This is a genomic window from Allochromatium vinosum DSM 180, assembly GCF_000025485.1.
In the GTDB taxonomy this organism is placed as follows: domain Bacteria; phylum Pseudomonadota; class Gammaproteobacteria; order Chromatiales; family Chromatiaceae; genus Thermochromatium; species Thermochromatium vinosum.
Genome location: NC_013851.1, coordinates 1,221,258 through 1,242,808 on the forward strand (window position 1 = coordinate 1,221,258; position 21,551 = coordinate 1,242,808).

A 21,551-nucleotide genomic window follows, 5' to 3' on the forward strand; every position below is an offset into this window, starting at 1 on the left:
TCCGTCAGCAATACCTGAGCCAGTCTCGCTTGTTCAGACTAAGTCGATGGTTCTAAAGGCGAATCCTGGATGGTCGACGTCATGGTTCGAGCCGCGGGTGGCGGAAAATGACCCATCGTGCGGTCCGGCGTGGTACGGAAATCCGCCCATTCCGGGTGGGTCGTCTTGATCATGGCTCCAGGGCGGCGGTCGTGAGTGGACGCGACGACCGGACGCGCGTTTTGCAGGCGGCGGGATTGATCACTATACTGACGGGTCCGGATCGAACGCCGATCGCCGCCGCTCGGTTGATGTCAGACCCATGCCTTCCCCGTCCGCTCCACATCGCGCGCTCAGTGATCGCGTCAACACCTTCGGTCAGTATCTGCTGAAGCGCTACGGCCAGCGGGTGCACAAGCTCGCGCTCAATGCCGGCTTCACCTGTCCGAACCGCGACGGCACCAAGGGACACGGCGGCTGCACCTTCTGCAACAACGTCTCCTTCGGCCCCAACGCCAAACGCTCGCCCGAGATCGACCCGCAGCTCGACGCCGGACGCGGCGTGCTCGCCAAACGCACCGGCGCGCGGCGGTTCATGGCCTATTTCCAGACCTACACCAACACCTACGACGAAATTTCGGTGCTGCGCGAACGCTACGACAGCGCGCTCATGCATCCGGACGTCGTGGGTCTGTCGGTCGGCACGCGCCCGGACTGCGTGCCGGAGGCCGTGCTCGACCTGCTCGCCGGCTATCGCGCGCGCGGCAAGGAAGTCTGGCTGGAACTGGGCTTGCAGTCGGCCAATGACGATACGCTCGAGCGCGTCAATCGCGGTCACGGCTTCGCCGAATACCGGTCGGCGGTGACGGCAGCGCATCGGCGCGGCATCCCGGTCTGCGCCCATCTCATCGTCGGGCTGCCGGGCGAGGGGCACGCGGAGGCACTCACCACACTCGACCGGGTGCTGGAGCTGGGCGTCGAGGGGCTAAAAGTCCATCCGCTGCATGTCGTGCGCCACACCCGTCTGGCCATCGACTGGCACCGGGGCGACTACAGCCCACTCGCCATGGACGACTATGTCGCCATCTGCGCCGATCTGGTCGAACGTACACCGGCCAGCGTGGTCTATCATCGTCTGACCGGGACGGCCTCGCGCGACATCCTGCTCGCGCCCGACTGGTGCAACCGCAAATGGGCGGTGCTCAACGCCATCGAGGCCGAACTTTTTCGTCGCGACACCCGCCAGGGCGACCGCGCCGACACCCTTTCCACTCATCGACTCGTCAACACCGCTTGATCCTCGGGGGTCCAAACACCATGGAGCTCGTCTGTCCCGCCGGCAATCTGCCGATGCTCAAGGCGGCCGTCGACAATGGCGCCGATGCCGTCTACATCGGTTTTCGCGACGATACCAACGCGCGCCACTTCGCCGGTCTCAATTTCAACGACAAGCAGATCGCCGAGGGCGTCAAATACGCCCATGACCGCCGGGTCAAGGTGTTCGTCGCCATCAACACCTATGCCCAGCCCAAGGGCTGGGAGCGCTGGACGGCGGCCGTCGACCGTGCAGCCGGGTTCGGGGTCGATGCCATCATCCTCGCCGACATGGGCGTGCTCGACTATGCCGCCGAGCACCATCCGAACGTCAACCTGCATCTGTCGGTCCAGGGGTCGGCCACCAATCCGGCCGCGATCGGCTTCATGCAGCGCCATTTCAACATCAAGCGCGTGGTGGTACCGCGCGTGCTGTCGCTGGCCCAGGTCGCGCATCTGATCCGGGAGACCACGGTCCCGGTCGAGATCTTCGGTTTCGGCAGTCTGTGCGTCATGGTCGAGGGACGCTGTCTGCTCTCGTCCTATGCCAGCGGCCAGTCGCCCAACACCTTCGGCGCCTGCTCGCCGGCCTCGCATGTGGAGTGGCGCGACACGCCGCAGGGTCAGGAGACGCGCCTCGGCGGCGTGCTGCTCGAACGCCGTTCGCACGGCGAAGCCGCCGGTTATCCGACCATCTGCAAGGGCCGCTACCAGATCGACGGCGAGCTGCGTCATGCCATCGAGGAGCCGACCAGTCTCAACACGCTCGACATCCTGCCCGACATCCTGGCCGCCGGGGTCAGCGCCATCAAGATCGAGGGCCGCCAGCGCAGCACGCGCTATGTGACCCAGGTCGCCAAGGTCTGGCGCGAGGCGATCGACTCCTGCAAGCGCAACCCGCAGGCGTTCCGGCCCAAGGAGAGCTGGAACCAGATCCTGGCGCAGGTCTCCGAGGGGGCGCAGACCACCATCGGTCCTTACGAGCGCACCTGGCACTGATCCGATAGCGAACGATTCGAACCCACCCATGTCAGCCTTGAACAACCCAGCCCATCGCCCGCGTCTCTCGCTCGGCCCCATCCTCTATCTGTGGCCGCGCGAGCAGGTGCTCGATTTCTATGCCGAACTGCTCGAAACTCCGGTGGACGTCGTCTATCTGGGCGAGACCATCTGCTCCAAGCGCCGTCAGCTCAAGCCCGAGGACTATTGGGAGCTGGCCGAGCGCGTGACCGCCGCCGGCAAGCAAGCCGTCATCTCGACCCTGGCCCTGATCGAGTCCGATGGCGAATTGAAGACGCTCAAGCGGATCTGTGCCGATGAGCGGTTCATGATCGAAGCGGGCGATCTGGCCGCGCTCGACTTCCTGGAAGGCCGCCCCTTCGTCGCCGGGCATTCGATCAATCTCTACAACCATCGCACGCTCGCCTTCCTGGCCGAGCGCGGACTCAAGCGCTGGGTGATGCCGGTGGAGCTGGGTCGGGCGACGGCCACCGAGCTGCTCCAGCGTCGGCCCGAGGGCGTCGAGTGCGAGCTGTTCGCCTTCGGCCGGCTGCCGCTGGCCTATTCGGCGCGCTGCTTCACGGCCTACAACCGTGGACTGGGCAAGGACAACTGCGAGTTCTGCTGCGGCGACTATCCGGATGGCGTGCTGGTCACGACCCAGGAGGGCCAGGAGTTCCTGAGCCTCAACGGCATCCAGACCCAGTCGGCCGGCACCCACAACCTGCTGGCGTCCCTTGATGAGGTGCGCGCCCTGGGCGTGGATCTGCTGCGCATCAGTCCGCAGTCCCGGCACACCGCCGATGTGGTCCGTACCTTCGCGGACTGTCTGACCGGGGATCTCGACCCCGCCGAAGGCACGGCACGCCTGCGCGGTTGGGCGTCTTCGGGTCTGTGCGACGGCTACTGGACCGGCGAGTCGGGCTACAAGGTCGGGATGCCGACTCAGGGCCGCCTCGGGTAACGGCCACCGCGATTGCCGACGCCTGAAGCCCCACCGCCGCTCATCGGCCACCCGCTCGCCTGGAGCGGGCTGATCCTGGCCATCCTGCTGGGACTCGCCGGACTGGGCCTCTGGAGCTATCGCGACGGAGTGGCACGACTCGGCGAGCAGGGCCGCAACGACCTGGATCTGCATATCGCCTATCTGGAAGGCTTGCTCGCCAAGTACGAGCCGCTGCCCGCGCTGCTGGCGACCGATCCGCGGCTCAGCGATTTTCTGCGCGCCCCCGGCGGGCACGAGAGCATCGAGGCCCTGAACCGCTATCTGGAGACCATCAACCGCATCAGCGACGCGGCCGATACCTACCTGATGGATGCCGAGGGTCTGACCATCGCGGCCAGCAACTGGCAGACCGAACGTCCCTTCGTCGGACGCAACTTCAGCTTCCGCCCCTATTTCCGTGACGCCATGGACGGCCAGCTCGGGCGCTATTTCGCCCTCGGCAACACCTCCGGCCAGCGCGGCTACTATTTCGCCTATCCGGTCATGGAGGCCGGGCAGGCGCTGGGGGCGGTGGTGGTCAAGATCGACATCGGCGAGGCCGAGCGGCGCTGGGCCAAGCCGGACCGGATCCTGCTCGTCACGGACCCGGATGGCGTCGTCTTTCTGGCGACCCGGCCCGAATTCCGCTTCCGCACACTGCATCCGCTCGCCTCCGAGCGTCGAGGCCGCATCCAGGACAGCCACCGCTATCCGGGAACCGAGCTGACACCGCTCGGGCTGGTTCCGGTCGCCGCCGTCGGGACGGGGGAACTGGTGCGTCTCGATCCCGAGCGCCCCTGGTGGCGCGAGTGGCCATGGCTCCTGCAATCACGCCCCATGCCGACGGCCGGCTGGCAGGTCCATGAACTGATCCAGACTCAGGACGCGATCCGCGACAGTCTCAAGCTGGTGCTGCTGGCCATTGCGCTCCTCACCACGCTGTTCCTGATCGCGGCCCTGCGCCGGCAGCACCAGCATGGACGGCGTCTACAGAGCGAATTCGCCGAGCAGACGCGAGCCGCGCTCGAGCGGAGCAATCTGGAACTGGAGGCGCGTGTGGCGAGCCGTACCACGGAGCTGACTCGCAGCAACCAGCGTCTGCGCGACGAGATCGAGGAACGGCGCCGTGCCGAGCAGGCGCTGCGCGAGACCCAGCAGGCGCTCATCCAGTCGGCCAAGCTCGCCACCCTGGGACAGCTCTCGGCCGGGATCAACCACGAGCTGAACCAACCGCTCGCCGCCATCCGCGCCTATGCCGACAATGGCCTGCTGCTGCTGGCCAAGGGGCGTCTGGAGGACGTCGAGACCAATCTCGGTCAGATCCTGGAGCTGACCGAGCGCATGGCCAAGATCGGCGCCCAGCTCAAGCTCTTTGCCCGCAAGACCTCGGCCGAATCGAGCGACCTGCCGCTCCTGGCCGTGCTCGAAGGAGCGGCGCGTCTGCTGGCTCCCGCGCTCGAGCGCTGTGGCGGCACGCTGGAGCCGGACATCCCGCCCGGAATCGGGGTGCGGGCCAACGACGTCCTGCTGCAACAGGTGCTCGTCAACCTGCTCGGCAACGCCTGTCAGGCCATCGCGGATCGTCCCGAGCGGCGCATCCGCGTCCAGGCCCGGCGTCGTGAGGCGCACGTGATCATCGGCGTCCGGGATACCGGCCCCGGCATCCCCGAGGCCAACCGCGATCTCATCTTCGAACCCTTCTTCACCACCAAGGCCGCCGGCGAGGGACTCGGACTCGGACTCGCCATCTCGGCGCGCATCGCCACCGACATGGGCGGTGCGCTCGTCGCCCTCCCCAGCGAGACGGGCGCCTGCTTCGAGCTGACGCTGCCGGCGGCGGATCTCCAGCCATGAACACTCCACCACGGGTCTTCTTCGTCGACGACGAGCCGCACATCCGCGCCGCCAACCAGCAGACCCTGGAGCTGGCCGGACTGCCGGCTCAGGTCTTCGACCGGGCCGAGGCCGTGCTGCCGCTGCTGAGCCGCGACTGGCCGGGAGTGCTGGTCAGCGACATCCGGCTGCCGGGACTGGACGGGCTGGAGCTGATGGCCCAGGCCCATGCCATCGATCCGGATCTGCCGGTCATCCTCGTCACCGGCCATGGCGACGTCAGCACGGCCGTCAGCGCCATGCGCGCGGGTGCCTATGACTTCATCGAGAAACCCTATCCCGTCGAGCGGTTGATCGCGCGTGTCCAGCGCGCCCTCGATAGACGGACTCTGGTCCTGGAGAACCGCAATCTGCGCGTCGAGCTGATGGCCAACAGCGCGCTCGGACCACGCATCATCGGACGCAGTCAGGAGATGTGCCGGCTGCGCGCGACCATCGCGCGTCTTGCCGATACCGGCGCCGACGTGCTGGTGCTCGGCGAGACCGGCACCGGCAAGGAACTGGTGGCCCGCTCGCTGCACGAACACAGCCGCCGACGCGATCGCAACTTCGTCGCGGTCAACTGTGGCGCCGTGCCCGACACCATGATCGAGAGCGAGCTCTTCGGGCACGAGGCCGGCGCCTTCACCGGGGCCAAGTCGCGCCGGATCGGCAAGATCGAACATGCCCAGGGCGGCACGCTCTTTCTCGACGAGATCGAGAGCATGCCGCTCTCGGCCCAGGTGCGTCTGCTGCGCGTGCTCCAGGAGCGGGCGATCGAGCGTCTCGGCTCCAATCAGTTGCGTCCGATCGACTTCCGGGTGGTCGCCGCGACCAAGGTCGATCTGCTGGAGGCGGCGGGCACGGGGGCTTTTCGCGAGGATCTCTACTATCGGCTCAATGTCGTCACGCTCCACATCCCGCCGCTGCGCGAGCGGCGTGACGACATTCCCTTGCTCTTCCATCACTTCCTGCTGGTCGCCCAGGATCGCTTCCAGTGCGACGCGCCCTTTCCGGACCCGGCCGAGGTCGCGCATCTGCTCGGATACGACTGGCCGGGCAATGTGCGCGAGCTGCGCAACCTCACCGAACGCTATGTGCTGCTCGGCGAATCCTTCGGCTGGTCGCTGCAGGAGCTGGTGGCCGGCCCCCTGGCCGGCGCGCCGCGCAGCCTGCCGGAACAGGTGGAGTGCTTCGAGAAGAGCCTCATCACGCAGGCGCTCGCCGCCAGCAAGGGCTGCATCAAGGACACCATGACGGCGCTCGGCATCCCGCGCAAGACGCTCTACGACAAGATGCAGAAGTACGGCCTGAGCAAGGAGGACTACAAGTCCTGACACGGGGAGGTTAATGTTTTCTTCATTATCGACGGTTAGACTTGAGCGCTGAAACTGCCGGCTTGCGGTCTGATGGGCCGCGCCTCGATGACCGCCAACCGGCGCTCAAACGCTGGACGAGCAGATCACTCCCGCGCAGGACATGCTTACACGGGGTTTGGCATCACGAGAGTCTCTGAACAAGAGTTATAGATCTGTATGCGAACACTCAGCCTGCGCCTGAAATTGCTGCTGGTCACCGGGATGATCCTGGTGCTGACGGCCGGTACGATCATCCTGCTGGCCACCCTGATCTTCCGCGAATCGATTCAGAGCGCCACCGACTCCATGACGCTCAACCTCTCGCGGCAGGCCGAGGAGATCATGAGCGAAACGGCGTTGGGCACCCGTCAGGAGATCCAGCGGTTGCTGGCGTCGGCCATCGCGAGCGCCTCGGTCCTGCAACGGCAGGTCACGAGTTCGGCCCTCGGCGCGGGCGAGACGGCGCCCTATGGTCGGGATCAATTGAAACGTCTGGTGCTCGACACCCTGGCGAGCAATCCGTTCGTCAGTTCAGCCTACGCCCAATTCGAACCGAACGGCTATGACGGCCGGGACAGCGAATACGCCGGCAATCTCGCTCACAGCTCCAATACCGGCACCATCGAGATCTATTTCACGCGCGAGGGCGATTCGTTCGTCTTCCATGAAACCGAAGATCCGGGCGTGAAATATCTCGAAACACTCAACGAACATGGTCAGCGCGAGGCCGAATGGTATCTCTGCCCGAAGGAGCGCCGGCAGACCTGCATCACAGATCCCTATCTCTACGAGATCAATCCGGGCCACGAGGAGCTGATGACCAGCCTGACCCTGCCGCTCGTCGTCGATCAGACATTCATCGGCGTGGTCGGCATGGACATCAACCTCGCGGCACTCCAGACAGCCGGTGAGTCGATCGCCAAACGGCTGTTTCGCGGGCAGGGCGACCTGATGCTGGTCAGTCAGCAGGGGTTGATCGCCGCCTCGACGCGCTTCCCGGATCAGCTCGGCAAGCGGGTCAGCGACGTCGCGCCGGAACTGGCGACCGCCATGACGACCCCCGGCCAGAGCAAGAGCGGCGACCGCTGGCTGCACAGCCTGGCGATCCCCATTGCGAACACCTCCTGGACACTGTCCATCTCGGTGGCTGAGGCCGACATTCTCGCGGCCGCCAGGGAGTTGGAACAGGATCTGCGCGCCGACGCCCGTACAGCCGTCCTCAAGCTGGCCGCCGGTGCCGCCGTCATGACCATCCTTGGGCTTGCCGTCATGGTGATCCTGATCCGCAGCGTCATCCAGCCGCTGGCACAACTCGCCCAGGGCATGCGGGCACTGGCCTCGTCGAACGGGGATCTGACCGCCAAGGTCATGGTGCATCATCACGTCGAACTGATCGAGCTGAGCAAGAATATCAACCGCTTCATCGACAAGCTGCGTCAGATGATCCTGGTCATGAGGGAACAAAGCCAGACACTGGCCGGGCGCTCCGCCGACCTGAGCGACTATGCCCGTCAGGTCGGCCAGGCCAGTGCGACCCAGAATGCCCAGATCGACAATGTGGCGACCGCCATGACCCAGATGTCGAGCACCGCCGGCGAGGTGGCGAACATCGCGCATCAGACGGCGGATGCCTCGCGTGAAGCGGCGGATCATATCGACCAGACCCAGCAGGCGCTCAATGGGACCAAGGACAGGGTGGGACTGCTGTCGCGCTCGGTCGAGGAGGCCTCCAGTCAGATGCATCAGGTCGCCGAGCGCAGCCGGGCGATCGACGGGATCCTGGTGACGATTCGCGAAATCGCCGGACGCACCAATCTGCTGGCGCTCAATGCCGCGATCGAGGCCGCGCGCGCGGGTGAGCAGGGGCGAGGCTTCGCCGTGGTCGCCGAGGAAGTCCGCCATCTGGCCATGCGCACCCAGGACTCGACCAAGGACGTGGATGACCTGATCAAGGGGTTGCAGGGCGATGTACAGCGCGCGGATCTGCTGCTCCAGGGCAGTCGCGGCGAAATGGAACAGACCCTGACCTTCACGCATCGCAGCGCGGAACTGCTCGACCGCGCCGTCCTGGATGTCAGGCGTATCGACAGCCATGCCCAGCAGGTGGCCACGGCCGCCGAGGAACAGAGTCAGGTCAGCGAAGAGATCAATCGCAGTCTCACCGCCATCGGTGATGCCGCGCGCGATCTGGCGCATCTGGCCCAGGTCTCCGAGGCGGCGGCCCTGGAGACCCATGACGCCATCCGGACGCTCGACGATCAGCTCAATCTGCTCAGGGTCTGAAAACGCGATGAACACACGCACCCTATGCCTGCTGGCCATGGCCGGAGGCGCCGGCACGGCTCAGGCGGACTGGTCCGCGACCCTCACCGGGGCCAGCGATTATCTGTTCAATGGTGTGACGCAAACCGGGCATCAGCCGGCGGTCCAGGGCAGTCTGGACTGGTCCGGAGACGCGGGACTGTACGCAGGTCTCTGGGCCTCCAACGTCGATTTCGGTGACGACACCGAGGCGGAAGTGGACGGCTACCTGGGATATCGCTTCGAGTTCCGCCCCGGCTACTCGGTCGATGCGGGACTCGCCCTCTATACCTATCATGGCGGCCGCGACAGTTCCGACGCCGATTATCCGGAAGCCTATCTCAAGCTGGGGATCGCCGGTTTCAACCTGAATGCCTGGTATACCCACGATTATTCCGGTCTGGATGTCGGTCACGTCGTGCTCATGCTGCAAAAGGACTTCGAGATCAACGACCGCTGGACGATCGCGACCCAACTGAGCCGATCCACCAGTCTCGACACCGACCGCTTTGCCTGGGACGGCGACCGGGATCACTATCTGCATTGGCAGATCATGAATCGAACCAGCTATGCCGGTTTCGATCTCGCGCTGGGCCTGAGCGGGACGACGCTGAGCGACGAGGCCGGCGACACCGCCGTATTGTTCACAATTGGCCGAACCTTTACTTTTTGAAGCGTGCGCCGTCGCGTCCGTCCCCGACACGTTGGCTCCTCGAACGGTGAACCGATCAGAACCCCGCGTGAGCCGCTTGCCGCTATGGCTGCTGTGTGTGGTTCTGCTGGCCGTCTCCGTAGCCGGCGACGCCGAATCCGGCGACACACTCGAGCTGACCGGGACCGAGCGCGCCTTTCTCCAGGCCCATCCGGTGATCCGCGTCGGCAACGAACTCGACTGGCCGCCCTACGATTATTTCGAACATGGAATGCCGAAGGGCTATTCGGTCGATCTGATGAGACTGCTGGCTGCACGGATCGGCGTCGAATTCGAGTTCGTGCAGGGTGAGACCTGGGACGAGCTGGTCGATCTGCTGTGCGCGCGCCGGATCGATCTGCTACAGCCCGCCGACAAACCGGCGAAGCTGCTGGACTGTGCGACCTTCTCGGCGCCCATCGTGCGGGGGGCCAACCAGTTCCTGACCCGCCGCGATCACCCGGAGGTCCGGTCCATTGCCGATCTGTTTGGCTCCGTGGCCGCGTCCCCCAAAGGATGGGAGCAGACCGAGCTGCTGAAAAAACGCTTCGGCAGCAAACTGAGGATCATCGAGACCGCCAACATCGGTGAGGCCATCGCGGCCGTGAGCCGCGGCCAGGCCGATTTCACCACCGACTTCGCCAATGTCCTGAATCACCACATCATCCAATCGGGCTACGTCGATCTGAAAGTCCAGGGGGTGTGGAGCCGGGAAGACAAGGGCGGCGAATTCTCCGCGCTCTATATCGCGACGCGCCAGGACTGGCCGGTCTTGCAGTCGATCCTCGACAAGGCGCTGGCATCGCTGACACCAGACCAGATCCTGCGCTTGCAGGACCAGTGGTTCGGCAAGACAGGCGATCCGGTCGGGCGCGTCGTACTCTCACCCCGGCAACTCGACTACCTGCGGCGCAAAGGCCCGATCCGGATGTGCGTCGATCCCGACTGGATGCCCGTGGAACGTCTCACCAAGGAGGGCGTCCACGAAGGCATCATTGCCGATGTGATGGCGCGGCTCGCCGAGATGCTCGACACCAGGATCGTGCTGACGCCCACTGCGAGCTGGGAGGAGTCGCTCGCCTTCGTCCGGGAGCGACGCTGCGATTTCCTGTCCGGGGCGCTCGCGACACCGGAGCGGCGCGACTTCCTGGATTTCACGACGCCCTATCTCTCGTTCCGCTCGGTGATCGCCACCCAGGTCCATCAGGCGTTCATCAACGATTTCGCCTCCGTTCTGGACGAGACCTTCGGTATCACACAGAGTTATGCCATGAGCGACGCCCTGAAAGCGCGCTACCCCGCCATTCGGTTGCAGGAAGTCGCCAATGCCGAGGAGGGATTCAGACAGGTGCGGGAGGGGCGCCTGTTCGGATTCATCGACGCGCTGCCGACGATCGCCTACCGCATTCAGACCCAGGCCGCCTACGACATCAAAATCGCCGGACAACTCAAAGACAGTGACAATCTCGCCTGGAACCTGGCGATCGCCACCCGCCGCGACGAGCCGCTACTGGGCGAGATCTTTCAGATCGCGATCGAGTCGCTTCCCCAGGAGCAGATCGAGACCATCGTCAGTCACTGGCTTTCGATCCGCTACGAAAAGACATTCGATTATGTGCTGATGTGGAAAATCGTCGCAGGGATCATCGGCATTGCCGGCGCCATACTCTGGGTGGTGCTGGTCTGGAACCGACGGCTGGCGAAGCTCAACCGCGAACTCGGGCAGGCACGGGCGCAGATCGCTGAGCAGAACGTCGGACTGGAGCAGCGCGTGGCCGAACGCACGCAGGATTTGCGCGAAGCCCTGGCGCAACTGGAGCGGACGCAGGCCAGTCTGGTGCAGTCGGAAAAGCTGGCGGCACTCGGGGATCTGGTGGCCGGCATCGCTCATGAATTGAATACGCCGATCGGCAACGCGGTGATGCTGGCCAGCACCCTGTCGGACCAGGAACGGAGCTTCCGGGAGCAGATGACGGCGGGGCTGAGCCGTTCGGCCCTACAGCGTTTTGTCGACGCCGTGCGCGACAGCAGCGACATCCAGCTGCGCAGTCTTCAGCGTGCGGCCGAGCTGATCAGCAGCTTCAAGCAGGTCGCGGTGGATCAGGCGAGCTACCAGCGCCGTGTTTTCAGCCTGGACGAGGTGACGCGGGAGATTGCCCTGACCTTACGGCCGCGCTTGCGCCGCTCGTCGGCGACACTGGAGGTGTGCGTCGCACCCGAGGTGCGGCTCGACAGCTTCCCCGGTCCCCTCGGTCAGGTATTGATGAACCTGATCCAGAACGCGCTGCTGCATGCCTTCGACGGCCGCACGGCGGGGCGCATCCGCATCGAAAGCCAGTCAGCCGCGCCGGGCTTCATCCTCATTCGGGTCAGTGATGACGGCAACGGCATTCCCCAAGACTATCTGGATCGGATCTTCGACCCGTTTTTCACCACCCGTTTGGGTCAAGGCGGCAGTGGACTTGGACTGCATATCGTCTATAACTTAGTGACTGGACTGCTCGGCGGCGTGATCTCCGTGCGGAGCGTTGTCGGCGAGGGTACCGTTTTCGATCTCGTACTGCCCTTGATCGCGCCCGGCGCTGTCGCTGTAGCCTCCAGCACGAGTGCGGCGGGTCGCGCTCCAAGGCTCGCGACCGAGCCGGCCCCGAACGATGCGTCAGGTGGAATACCCCTATGAGTGATGCGCCTTCCCTGGATGACGACGATATCGTCCAATTCATCGACGAGCCATCGGAGTGGGCGCCTTCCACCTCGGCCGATCCCTGGCATATCCTGATCGTCGACGATGAGCGCGATGTCCATGAAGCAACCCGGCTCGCTCTGTGTGACCTGACGATCGAGGGCCGTCCGCTGGTCTTTCTCCAGGCGTATTCCGCCCAGGAAGCGCGTGCCATTCTCGCGCGTGAGCCATCGGTGGCGGTCGTCCTGCTGGACGTGGTCATGGAATCGGAAGACGCCGGACTGCTGCTCGTGCGCTGGATTCGCCGCGAACTCGGCAATCAATCCGTGCGCATCATTCTGCGCACCGGGCAGCCCGGCTATGCGCCCGAGCTCGAAACCATCCGTTCCTTCGACATCAACGATTACCGCACCAAGTCCGAACTGACGCGGGTGCGCCTCTTCACCAGCCTGACCGTGGCCATCCGCTCCTACTGGCAGCTTCGCCAGATCGAGATGAGCCGTCGCGGTCTGGAACTGATCGTCGAGGCCAGCACGGGACTGATCCGGCTGCGCGCCCTGCAACAGTTTGCCGAAGGGGTGGTCACGCAGGTCTGCGCGCTACTCAATATCGCGCAGGAGGGATTGATCTGCGCGTCATCCTCGGGGCCGTTCGCTGACGAAGCACCGCGGGTCATCGCCGCCGCCGGACACTATCGGGAGATGATCCATCGTCCGCTGGCGGAACTGCCCGAGGCGTCCGTCCGCGAGGCGCTGCGTCAGTGTCTGCTCGAAAAACGGCACAGGTTCGACCGGACCGTCTGTCTGTATTTCAATGTCAGCGAGACGCAGGGCATGGCCGCCTATCTGGCCATGACCGGCGAACCCAGTCAGATGGATCGCCATCTGCTGGAGGTCTTCTGCGCCAACATTTCGGTGGGCTTCGAAAACGTCCTGTTGCACAACCGGCTCTTTCGGCTCGCCTATTACGATCAGTTATCGGGTCTGCCCAACCGTAACCGCTTCATCCAACTCGTCGAGGAGAAGGGCCGTGATCCGGACATGGCGCTGGCGCTGCTGGATCTCGATGACTTTGCCGACATCGCCACCACTCTCGATCATCATTTCGGCGATGAAGTGCTGCGGGCCGTGGCCGAGCGGCTGGAGCAGACCTTTGGGTCGCAAGTCATGCTGGCGCGGGTCGCGGGCGATACCTTTGGCCTGCTCGGACCCCGGGACGCCGTCACTCCGGAGCGGATACAGCAGGTGTTCAGCGAGCCGCTGACGGTGCGCGACGAGACGATCCGTCTCTCGGCCACCAGCAGTCTGATCACATTGAACGGCCAGCCGGCCAAGGACAGGGATCTGCTCAAGGATGCCGGTATCGCGCTCAAGCAGGGCAAGCGGCTCGGGCGGGGCAAGGCGAACTATTTTTCGGAGGCGCTCGGCCGGGCCGCGCGTGAGCGCATGCAGCTGCTCAGCAGCCTGCGCGCCGCGTTTTCCGCCGAGCAGCTCTCGCTCGTCTTCCAGCCGCAGATCGAGTTGGCCAGCGGCCCGGTGATCGGTGCCGAGGCGCTGTTGCGCTGGGAGATCGAACCCGGACGCTGGGTGCCTCCGGATCAGTTCATTCCGCTGGCCGAGCAGTCCGGCCTGATCGTGCCGCTCGGCGAATGGGTGCTCCGTACCGCCTGCCGGCAGCTCCATCGCTTGACCGAGCGGGGTCACACCGGGTTTCGGATGGCGGTCAATGTCTCGCACGCTCAGTTTCGCGAGCCGGGCTTCGTCTCCATGCTGGAGTGCGTACTCGCCGACAGTCGGGTCGCTGCCAGCCAGATCGAGCTGGAATTGACCGAATCGGTCGCCATGGATCACATCGATGACATCAACACCAAACTGGCCGACATCCGTCGCCGGGGCGTCACGATCGCCATCGACGATTTCGGCACCGGCTATTCGTCATTGAGCGTGCTCAGACAGCTCAATATCGACCGTCTGAAGATCGACCGCTCCTTCGTCAAAGAACTCGACGGCACGCATACCAAGGCCGGTATCGCGCAACTCATCATCGCCCTGGGGCATCAGTGCAATCTGGCCCTGATCGCCGAGGGCGTGGAGAACGCCGTGCAGCGCCGATCCCTGCTGGCCATGGGATGCCTGGAAGCGCAGGGGTTCCTATTTGCTCGCCCCATGCCGATCGAGCAACTGGAGGACTGGATGGCGGCGGCTGTCTCCAATCAGGATCAGCCGGTGTAGTCACGCCCGTACTGCACGGGTTGTCCGGCGTGAGATCCAGGGGCGAGGCTCCCGACGCGCGAGTCGGCCAAACGCTATGGACCCACCCCGAACTCATCAAAAAGCGTGCCGGCTATCCTCGGGGACTTGAAACAGCGCGCTCTCCCGGCTGTTCGACAGGTTGTCAAATGCCATGGCCGATGCCCGACGGATTTGCAGTAAAATTTGTGCACTGCAAAACTCCCAGCCCTGGTTCAGCCCTCATGTCCGATTCCGCTGCCCGTCTCCGCGAGATCCCCTACAACTACACCTCCTTCTCCGATCGCGAGATCGTCATCCGCTTCCTGGGCGAGCCGATTTGGCGCTTGATCGAGGAACTGCGCGGCACGCGCCGCACCGGGCGCTCGGCGCGGATGCTGTTCGAGGTGCTGGGCGATATGTGGGTCGTGACCCGCAATCCCTATTTGCAGGACGACCTGCTCGACAACCTCAAGCGGCGGCGTCTGCTGCTCCAGGCGCTCGACCATCGGCTCGATCAGTTCGAGCGTCGCCTGAACGACAACAAGCGCGCGGCTGAACTCCTGGCGGCGGCGCGCACGGCGGTGAAGCGCTTCGGCGACTGGTTCGAGCAGGAGAAGCACCAGCGCGCGCGGTTGCGTCTGGCGCTCGCCGGGATCACGCGCGCGGACAATCTGGACTTCGGCGGTCTGGCCCGCGTCTCGCACGCGACCGACGCCACCGACTGGCGCGTCGAGCTGCCGTTCGTGGTCATCTCGCCCGATACCGAGGCCGAGGTCGCACCCATCGTGCGTGCCTGCATCGACTGCGGGCTGACGCTCATCCCGCGCGGCGGCGGCACCGGCTACACCGGCTCGGCGGTGCCGCTGCATCCGCTGACCGCCGTCATCAATACCGAGAAGCTCGACCGGCTCTCGGGCGTCGAGCGAGTCGCGCTGCCGGGCGTCGACGGGCTGGTGCCGACGGCACATTGCGGCGCGGGTGCGGTCACGCGCCGGGTCTCGGATCTGGCCGAGTCCAACGGGCTGGCGTTCGCGGTCGATCCGACCTCGCAGGACGCCTCCTGCATCGGCGGCAACATCGCCATGAACGCCGGCGGCAAGAAAGCCGTGCTCTGGGGCACGGCGCTCGACAATCTGGCCTCCTGGCGCATGGTCACGCCCGAGGCCGAGTGGTTGGAGATCGAGCGGCTGGATCACAACCTGGGCCGTATCCACGATCAGGAGCGGGTGCGCTTCCGGCTCTCGCGCTTCGCCCCGGACGGCAAAACGCCGCGCGGCGAACCCGAGATTCTGGAGATGCCGGGGTCGAGCTTCCGCAAGGTCGGACTCGGCAAGGACGTGACCGACAAGTTCCTCTCCGGTCTGCCCGGCGTGCAGAAAGAGGGCTGCGACGGGATCATCACCTCGGCGCGCTTCGTGCTGCACCGGATGCCGGAGCAGGTGCGCACCGTGTGTCTGGAGTTCTTCGGCACGGATCTGGATCTGGCGGTGCCGGCGATCGTCGAGATCAAGGATTTGATCGAATCCCGGCCGGATGTGCAGATGGCCGGTCTGGAGCATCTCGACGAGCGCTATGTGCGCGCCGTCGGCTATGCGACCAAGGCGGCGCGTCACGAGCTGCCGAAGATGGTGCTGGTCGCCGATCTGGTCAGCGACGACGAAGCGTCCGTCAGCGCGGCCGCCGAGCGGATGGTCGCCATCGCCCGTGGGCGCGACGGCGAGGGCTTCATCGCCGTCAGTCCCGAGGCGCGCAAGCGTTTCTGGCTCGACCGCGCACGCACGGCGGCCATCTCGCGCCATACCAACGCCTTCAAGGTCAACGAGGACGTGGTCATCCCGCTCGACCGGCTCGCCGACTACAGCCGGGGCATCGAGCGCATCAACATTGAGCAGTCGATCAAGAACAAGGACGCCATCCTGGCGGCGATCCTCGACTATCTGGACTCCGAGCTGCCCGAGGCGCGGGTGGCGGGCGACTACGAAGGCTCGGACGAGGCGCGCGCCATCCTGGAGGCCAAGCGCGAGGCCGCGCGAGACTCCGTGCAGCGGGTGCGCGCACGCTGGCAGACGATCCTGGAGCGTCTGGACCAGCCCGCCGCCGACAACCTGGATCTGCTCGACGAGACGGCCCAGACCAAGCGACGCGACGGCGACACACTCGCGGCCATGATGCTGCGCCGCGATCTGCGCCAGTCGATCCGCTTCGAGGTCGCCGACCGTCTCAACGAGATCTTCTCCGGCCAGGAACTGGCGCGGGTGCGCGAGCGTCTGCGCGAGATCCATCGTCAGGTGCGCGATTCGCGTCTGTTCGTCGCGCTGCACATGCACGCCGGTGACGGCAACGTCCACACCAACATCCCGGTACACTCGTCCGATTACGCCATGCTGCACGAGGCCGATCGGGTGGTGGCGCGCATCATGGCCCTGGCGACCGGACTCGGCGGCGTCATCTCGGGCGAGCACGGCATCGGTCTGACCAAGCTCCAGTTCCTCGAGCAGGAGAAGCTCGACGCCTTCGTCGCCTACAAAAAACGCATCGATCCCAAGGCGGTGTTCAATCGCGGCAAGCTGATGCCCGGCTCGGGTCTGGACGGCGCCTACACGCCGTCGCTGCGTCTGGTCGAGCAGGAAGCCATCATCCTGGAAGAGACCGAACTCGGCGCGCTCAACGACGACGTCAAGCACTGTCTGCGCTGCGGCAAGTGCAAGCCCAAGTGCATGACCCATGTGCCGCGCGCCAACCTGCTCTATTCGCCGCGCAACAAGATCCTCGGCACCGGACTCATCATCGAAGCCTTCCTCTACGAGGAGCAGACCCGGCGCGGACTGTCGTTGCGTCACTTCGAGGAGATGAACGACATCGCCGACCACTGCACCGTCTGTCACAAGTGTCTGACCCCGTGTCCGGTCAACATCGACTTCGGCGAAGTGACCACGCGCCTGCGCCGCATCCTGGTCGAGCGCGGCCAGAAGCGCTTCAGTCCGGGGGCCTGGGCGGCGATGCAGTTCCTCAACCGCACCGATCCGCGTGCGATTCGTCTGATGCGCCTGGGGCTGGCCGAATGGGGCTTCGCGGCCATGAATCAGGCCCATCGGCTGGCCAGGACGCTGGGGCTGACCAGGAAGCGTATCGCCCAACCCGGCTCGACCACCGGCCGCCCGTCGCCGGTGGGCCAGATGGTCGAGCTGGTCGGACGCTCGGTGCATGTACCGCTGCCCAAGCGGACCTTCCGCGATGTGCTGGAACTGGAAGACCGCACCCAGGTGCCGATCCTGCGCGACCCGCGCGTGGCCGACGAAGCCGAGGCCGTCTTCTACTTCCCCGGCTGCGGCTCGGAACGGCTCTATTCCGACATCGGACTGGCCACGCTCGCCATGCTCTGGGAGCAGGGCGTGCAGACCGTGCTGCCGCCGGGGTATCTGTGCTGCGGCTATCCGCAGAGCGCGGCGGGCCTGGAGGAACGCGGACGCCGGATCACCATGGAGAACCGGGTGCTGTTCCACCGTGTGGCCAACACCCTGAACTATCTGGATATCAACACCGTGGTCGTCTCCTGCGGCACCTGCATGGATCAGTTGCTCAAGTACGAGTTCGAGCGCATCTTCCCCGGTTGCCGTCTCCTGGACATCCATGAATGGCTGATGGAGCGGGGCGTCGCCCTGGAGGGAACGACGGGCGTGCAGTATCTCTATCACGACCCCTGCCACACCCCGATGAAGACCCATGCGCCGCTCAAGGTCGCCGCCAGTCTGATGGGGCAGCCGGTACGGCTCTCGGATCGTTGCTGCGGCGAGGCCGGAACCCTCGGCGCCTCACGACCCGACATCGCCAATCAGGTGCGCTTCCGCAAACAGGAAGAACTGACCGCCGGCATCCAGGCCCTGACCGGCCGCGAGCGGGTCGAAGACGGCGCGGTCAAGCTGCTCACCGCCTGTCCGGCCTGTCAGCAGGGACTTGGCAAATATCAGGACGATACCGGACTCAAGACCGACTATATCGTGGTCGAGCTGGCCGAGCGGCTGTTGGGTGCCGACTGGCGCGAGCGCTTCATCGAGCGGGTGCGGGCCGACGGAATCGAGCGCATCCTGTTGTAGCGGACAGTCAAGGACCGAGGCGGGCGGGATCGCCCGCGTTGAGCCGCGTCGGCCGCGATGACGGCGGCGGTCCTCTAGGCTGTACAGGGAGTCGATCACCCTTGAACGAGGACCGCCATGAGCCTTCCAGACAAACGCCTGTGGACCGCCACCGCCAGCGGCGGTGATCCCCGGACCGCCATCGATGGTTCCTATTCGACACACTGGGTTGCGGAGACAGTTACGCCGCCCTGGCTCGTGATCGATCTGGGGCGGATCGCGACCCTCGGCGGACTCGAGATCTACTGGGGACGGCAGAGCGCCCAGCGTTTCTCCTGCGCCGCGTCGCTCGACGGGCAATACTGGGAGCCGCTCTGCGCCACCCGCCACGGCGAGGGCGGCTGCAACGTGTTCGCCTTCCCGCCGCAAGAGGCGCGCTTCGTGCGCTGGAGCACCGCCGAACCGTCGTCACCGGCGATCGAGATCGTCCAGATCAACCTGTATGCTCCGGACGAGGCCGCATCGGTGCTGGAGCCGGGCCGACTCACCGTGCTCGGCCAGGGCGGGCCGGTCAGGCTGGCGCCCGGCGACAGCCTCACGGTCGACTTCGGCTACATCCGCTCGCCGCTTGGCGTACTGGTGCAGTGGGGCCAGGATCACGGCACCCTCTTCTCGGTGCATCTGTCAGACGATGGTCAGTCGTTCCGTGAAGTGGGGCGTATCCTCCAGAGCCACGGCGACACCGACAGCTTCTACTGGCGCGTCACCACCAGCCGCTATCTGCGCTTCACCCTGCACGAGGCGAGCCGCCCGCAGGGCGCGATCGTCGAGGAATTGATGCTCCGCATCCTGAACAAGGATCGGATGCCGATCGGTCGGCTGGAACGCGCGGCCCAGGCCGGGAACGGCGAGTTGTATCCGCAATCGCTGCTGGGCCGACAGGTGTACTGGACCGCGCTCGGCGACGTCGACCAGGACGAGCAGGCGCTGTTCGACGAATACGGCAATCTCGAACCCCGGCCGGGCTCGGGCCAGTTGGCCCCGCTGTTGCGGCTGGACGGGTGTCTGCATGGAGCACCCGGCGCGACTGGCATCAGGCACGAACTCGCCGAGGGCGCGCTACCCATTCCAAGTGTGACCTGGCCGGCAGGCGTCGTTGAACTGCGCATGACCGCCCTGGTCCAGGCCGCCGTCGCGCATGTCGAATACCGGCTCACCAATCGCGGCGAGTCGCGCCAGTCCGGAACCCTGATCCTGGCCGTGCGTCCGGTGCAGATCAACCCCTATTGGCAGCACGGCGGCCATGCCGCCATCCGGTCGATCGCGCTCGACGGGCGTCGAGTCCGGGTCAACGGGGCGCCATACGCGGTCTTCTCGCGTCAGCCCGATGCCTTCACCGTCGCCGACTTCGACGATGGCGATGTGGTCCGATCGATCGAAAACGGGCCAGTTCGCACCGCTACCCGTCTCGACTCCGATTCGGGACTCCTGAGCGGTGCGTTCGAGTTCGACTTCTCGCTCGAACCCGGCGCGGAAGTCACGCTGGTCGCCGCGGCTCCCATGTGCGAGGGTCTTGAGCCGACGACCGAGGCCGATTTCCCGTCCCGGCGGCGGGCGGTCGTGCAGCGCTGGCGCGAGCGGCTCGGATCGCGCCGCATCCAGGTCGGAGACCCGGAGGTAAGCGATACGGTCGAGGCGCAGACGGCGCTGATCCTGGTCAACGCCACCCGGTTCGCCTTCAAGCCCGGTCCGCGCAACTATGACCGTACCTGGATCCGTGACGGTTCCTCCCAGGCGCTGGCGCTGCTCTATGCCGGTCTGGCCGAGGAGGCCAAACGCTATGTGCTGTGGTACGCCGAGCGTCTCTATCCCAACGGTCAGGTGCCGCCCATCCTCGATCCGGACGGCCGCGTCAATCGTGGCTACGGCAGTGACATCGAATTCGACGCCCAGGGGCAGTTCGTCAGGATCGCGGCCGATGTCTATCGGTTGACGCGCGATCGAGCTTTCCTCGAAGCCGTGTTCGAGCCTGTGGTCCGGGCCACGCGCTTCATCGAGGAACTGCGCGCCCGCACCAACGCCGTGCACGGCCCGGAGAGCCGTTTTCACGGTCTGCTCGCGCCCTCCATCAGTCACGAGGGCTACAACAAACCGACCTATAGCTATTGGGATGACTTCTTCGCCCTGAGTGCCTGGCGTGACTGTGCCTATCTGGCGGCGGAACTCGGCGCCGCCGACATCGCGGCCGAAGCCGAACGTCAGGCACGCGAATTCACGGCCAGTCTGACCCGCTCGCTGCGCCTGAGCGCCGAGGCGATGGGATCGGGCCTGCTGCCGGCGTCCGCCGATCGCCTGGACGTGGACCCGACCTCGACGGCGATCGCGTTCGAGCCATGCCGGGTGGAGGACGTGCTGCCGGCCGAGTACATCGGGCCGACCTATGACGACTACCGTCGGCATCTCGACATCATCCGTGCGCCCGATTTCAGCGGCGGCTTCACCCCGTACGAGATACGCAACCTCAACGTCTTCGTCGCCCTGGGGCGCACCGAGGACGCCTGCCGGCTACTGGCCGATGCGCTCGGCTGGCGGCGTCCGGCCGGCTGGCGTCACTGGGCCGAGGTGGTGTGGGGTGATCCGAGGGCGGCCGATTACATCGGTGACATGCCGCACACCTGGATCGGCGCCGAATTCGCCACCGCCGTGCGGCGGATGCTGCTGCGTGAGAACGGCACCACACTCGAACTGCTGCGGACCGTGCCCGAGCGCTGGTGGGACGGCGAGGGCATCCGGCTCGCGGGCGTGCCGAGTGCCTTTGGCACGGTGGATCTCCAGGCGCGGCGCACGGCGACGCAGGTGAGCATCGAACTGGCGCTCTCCGGTCCCGATCCGGAGCAGATCCTGGTGCACTGTCCGGGTGTGCGGCGGGCGCACGCCGACGGCATCGCCTGTGAGTGCGATGGCGTGTTCATCAGGACGGGGCGTTTCGCACGACTGGTGATTGAACTGTAGGCTGGTGGGTCACGGATGATCCGCACCAGCGTTTTGTTGCGGACGCCGATCCG

At 65.6% G+C, this 21,551-nt stretch carries 11 protein-coding genes; all 11 read left to right on the forward strand.

Annotated features, from left to right (window positions below; translation table 11 throughout):
- The first annotated feature begins 301 nt into the window (after nucleotides 1-301).
- The 11 genes from ALVIN_RS05275 to ALVIN_RS05325 all read left to right on the forward strand — a co-directional run bounded on the left by ALVIN_RS05275 (nucleotide 302) and on the right by ALVIN_RS05325 (nucleotide 21,498).
- Nucleotides 302-1,276 carry a TIGR01212 family radical SAM protein gene (locus tag ALVIN_RS05275; RefSeq protein WP_012970279.1) on the forward strand — a complete coding sequence of 325 codons (975 nt, stop codon included), beginning with the start codon at nucleotides 302-304 and terminating at the stop codon, nucleotides 1,274-1,276.
- 20 nt (nucleotides 1,277-1,296) lie between these two features.
- Nucleotides 1,297-2,292, forward strand: coding sequence for a ubiquinone anaerobic biosynthesis protein UbiU (gene ubiU / locus ALVIN_RS05280; protein ID WP_012970280.1), 996 nt, complete (start codon nucleotides 1,297-1,299; stop codon nucleotides 2,290-2,292).
- 28 nt (nucleotides 2,293-2,320) lie between these two features.
- Nucleotides 2,321-3,256, forward strand: a complete 936-nt coding sequence (gene ubiV / locus ALVIN_RS05285; RefSeq protein WP_012970281.1) for a ubiquinone anaerobic biosynthesis protein UbiV — start codon at nucleotides 2,321-2,323, stop codon at nucleotides 3,254-3,256.
- Between the two features lie 12 nt (nucleotides 3,257-3,268).
- Nucleotides 3,269-5,131 (forward strand): sensor histidine kinase, encoded by a 1,863-nt coding sequence (locus ALVIN_RS05290; RefSeq protein WP_012970282.1) that lies wholly within the window; start codon nucleotides 3,269-3,271, stop codon nucleotides 5,129-5,131.
- On the forward strand, nucleotides 5,128-6,486 hold the full coding sequence (locus ALVIN_RS05295; RefSeq protein WP_012970283.1) for a sigma-54-dependent transcriptional regulator: 1,359 nt from the start codon (nucleotides 5,128-5,130) through the stop codon (nucleotides 6,484-6,486). Before ALVIN_RS05290 ends, ALVIN_RS05295 begins: the two co-directional genes overlap by 4 nt.
- 198 nt (nucleotides 6,487-6,684) lie before the next feature.
- Entirely contained in the window at nucleotides 6,685-8,790 is a 2,106-nt protein-coding gene (locus tag ALVIN_RS05300; RefSeq protein ID WP_012970284.1) for a methyl-accepting chemotaxis protein, read from the forward strand.
- 7 nt (nucleotides 8,791-8,797) lie between these two features.
- Nucleotides 8,798-9,481: a TorF family putative porin gene (locus ALVIN_RS05305; RefSeq protein ID WP_012970285.1), complete on the forward strand. Its 684-nt coding sequence runs from the start codon at nucleotides 8,798-8,800 to the stop codon at nucleotides 9,479-9,481.
- 67 nt (nucleotides 9,482-9,548) lie between these two features.
- A complete protein-coding gene (locus tag ALVIN_RS05310; protein ID WP_012970286.1) occupies nucleotides 9,549-12,179 on the forward strand; it encodes a transporter substrate-binding domain-containing protein in 2,631 nt (876 codons plus the stop codon).
- Entirely contained in the window at nucleotides 12,176-14,413 is a 2,238-nt protein-coding gene (locus ALVIN_RS05315) for a two-component system response regulator (RefSeq protein ID WP_012970287.1), read from the forward strand. Before ALVIN_RS05310 ends, ALVIN_RS05315 begins: the two co-directional genes overlap by 4 nt.
- Before the next feature lie 242 nt (nucleotides 14,414-14,655).
- Nucleotides 14,656-18,507, forward strand: coding sequence for a DUF3683 domain-containing protein (locus ALVIN_RS05320; protein ID WP_012970288.1), 3,852 nt, complete (start codon nucleotides 14,656-14,658; stop codon nucleotides 18,505-18,507).
- Between the two features lie 117 nt (nucleotides 18,508-18,624).
- Nucleotides 18,625-21,498, forward strand: a complete 2,874-nt coding sequence (locus tag ALVIN_RS05325) for a discoidin domain-containing protein (protein ID WP_012970289.1) — start codon at nucleotides 18,625-18,627, stop codon at nucleotides 21,496-21,498.
- Nucleotides 21,499-21,551 lie beyond the last annotated feature (53 nt).

Bases quoted from the DNA above. Each gene is read 5' to 3' on its own strand.
- ALVIN_RS05325 (WP_012970289.1), top strand. From the start codon at position 18,625: ATGAGCCTTCCAGACAAACGCCTGTGGACCGCCACCGCCAGCGGCGGT.
- ALVIN_RS05300 (WP_012970284.1), top strand. From the start codon at position 6,685: ATGCGAACACTCAGCCTGCGCCTGAAATTGCTGCTGGTCACCGGGATG.
- ALVIN_RS05320 (WP_012970288.1), top strand. From the start codon at position 14,656: ATGTCCGATTCCGCTGCCCGTCTCCGCGAGATCCCCTACAACTACACC.
- ALVIN_RS05305 (WP_012970285.1), top strand. From the start codon at position 8,798: ATGAACACACGCACCCTATGCCTGCTGGCCATGGCCGGAGGCGCCGGC.
- ALVIN_RS05275 (WP_012970279.1), top strand. From the start codon at position 302: ATGCCTTCCCCGTCCGCTCCACATCGCGCGCTCAGTGATCGCGTCAAC.
- ubiV (WP_012970281.1), top strand. From the start codon at position 2,321: ATGTCAGCCTTGAACAACCCAGCCCATCGCCCGCGTCTCTCGCTCGGC.
- ubiU (WP_012970280.1), top strand. From the start codon at position 1,297: ATGGAGCTCGTCTGTCCCGCCGGCAATCTGCCGATGCTCAAGGCGGCC.
- ALVIN_RS05295 (WP_012970283.1), top strand. From the start codon at position 5,128: ATGAACACTCCACCACGGGTCTTCTTCGTCGACGACGAGCCGCACATC.
- ALVIN_RS05315 (WP_012970287.1), top strand. From the start codon at position 12,176: ATGAGTGATGCGCCTTCCCTGGATGACGACGATATCGTCCAATTCATC.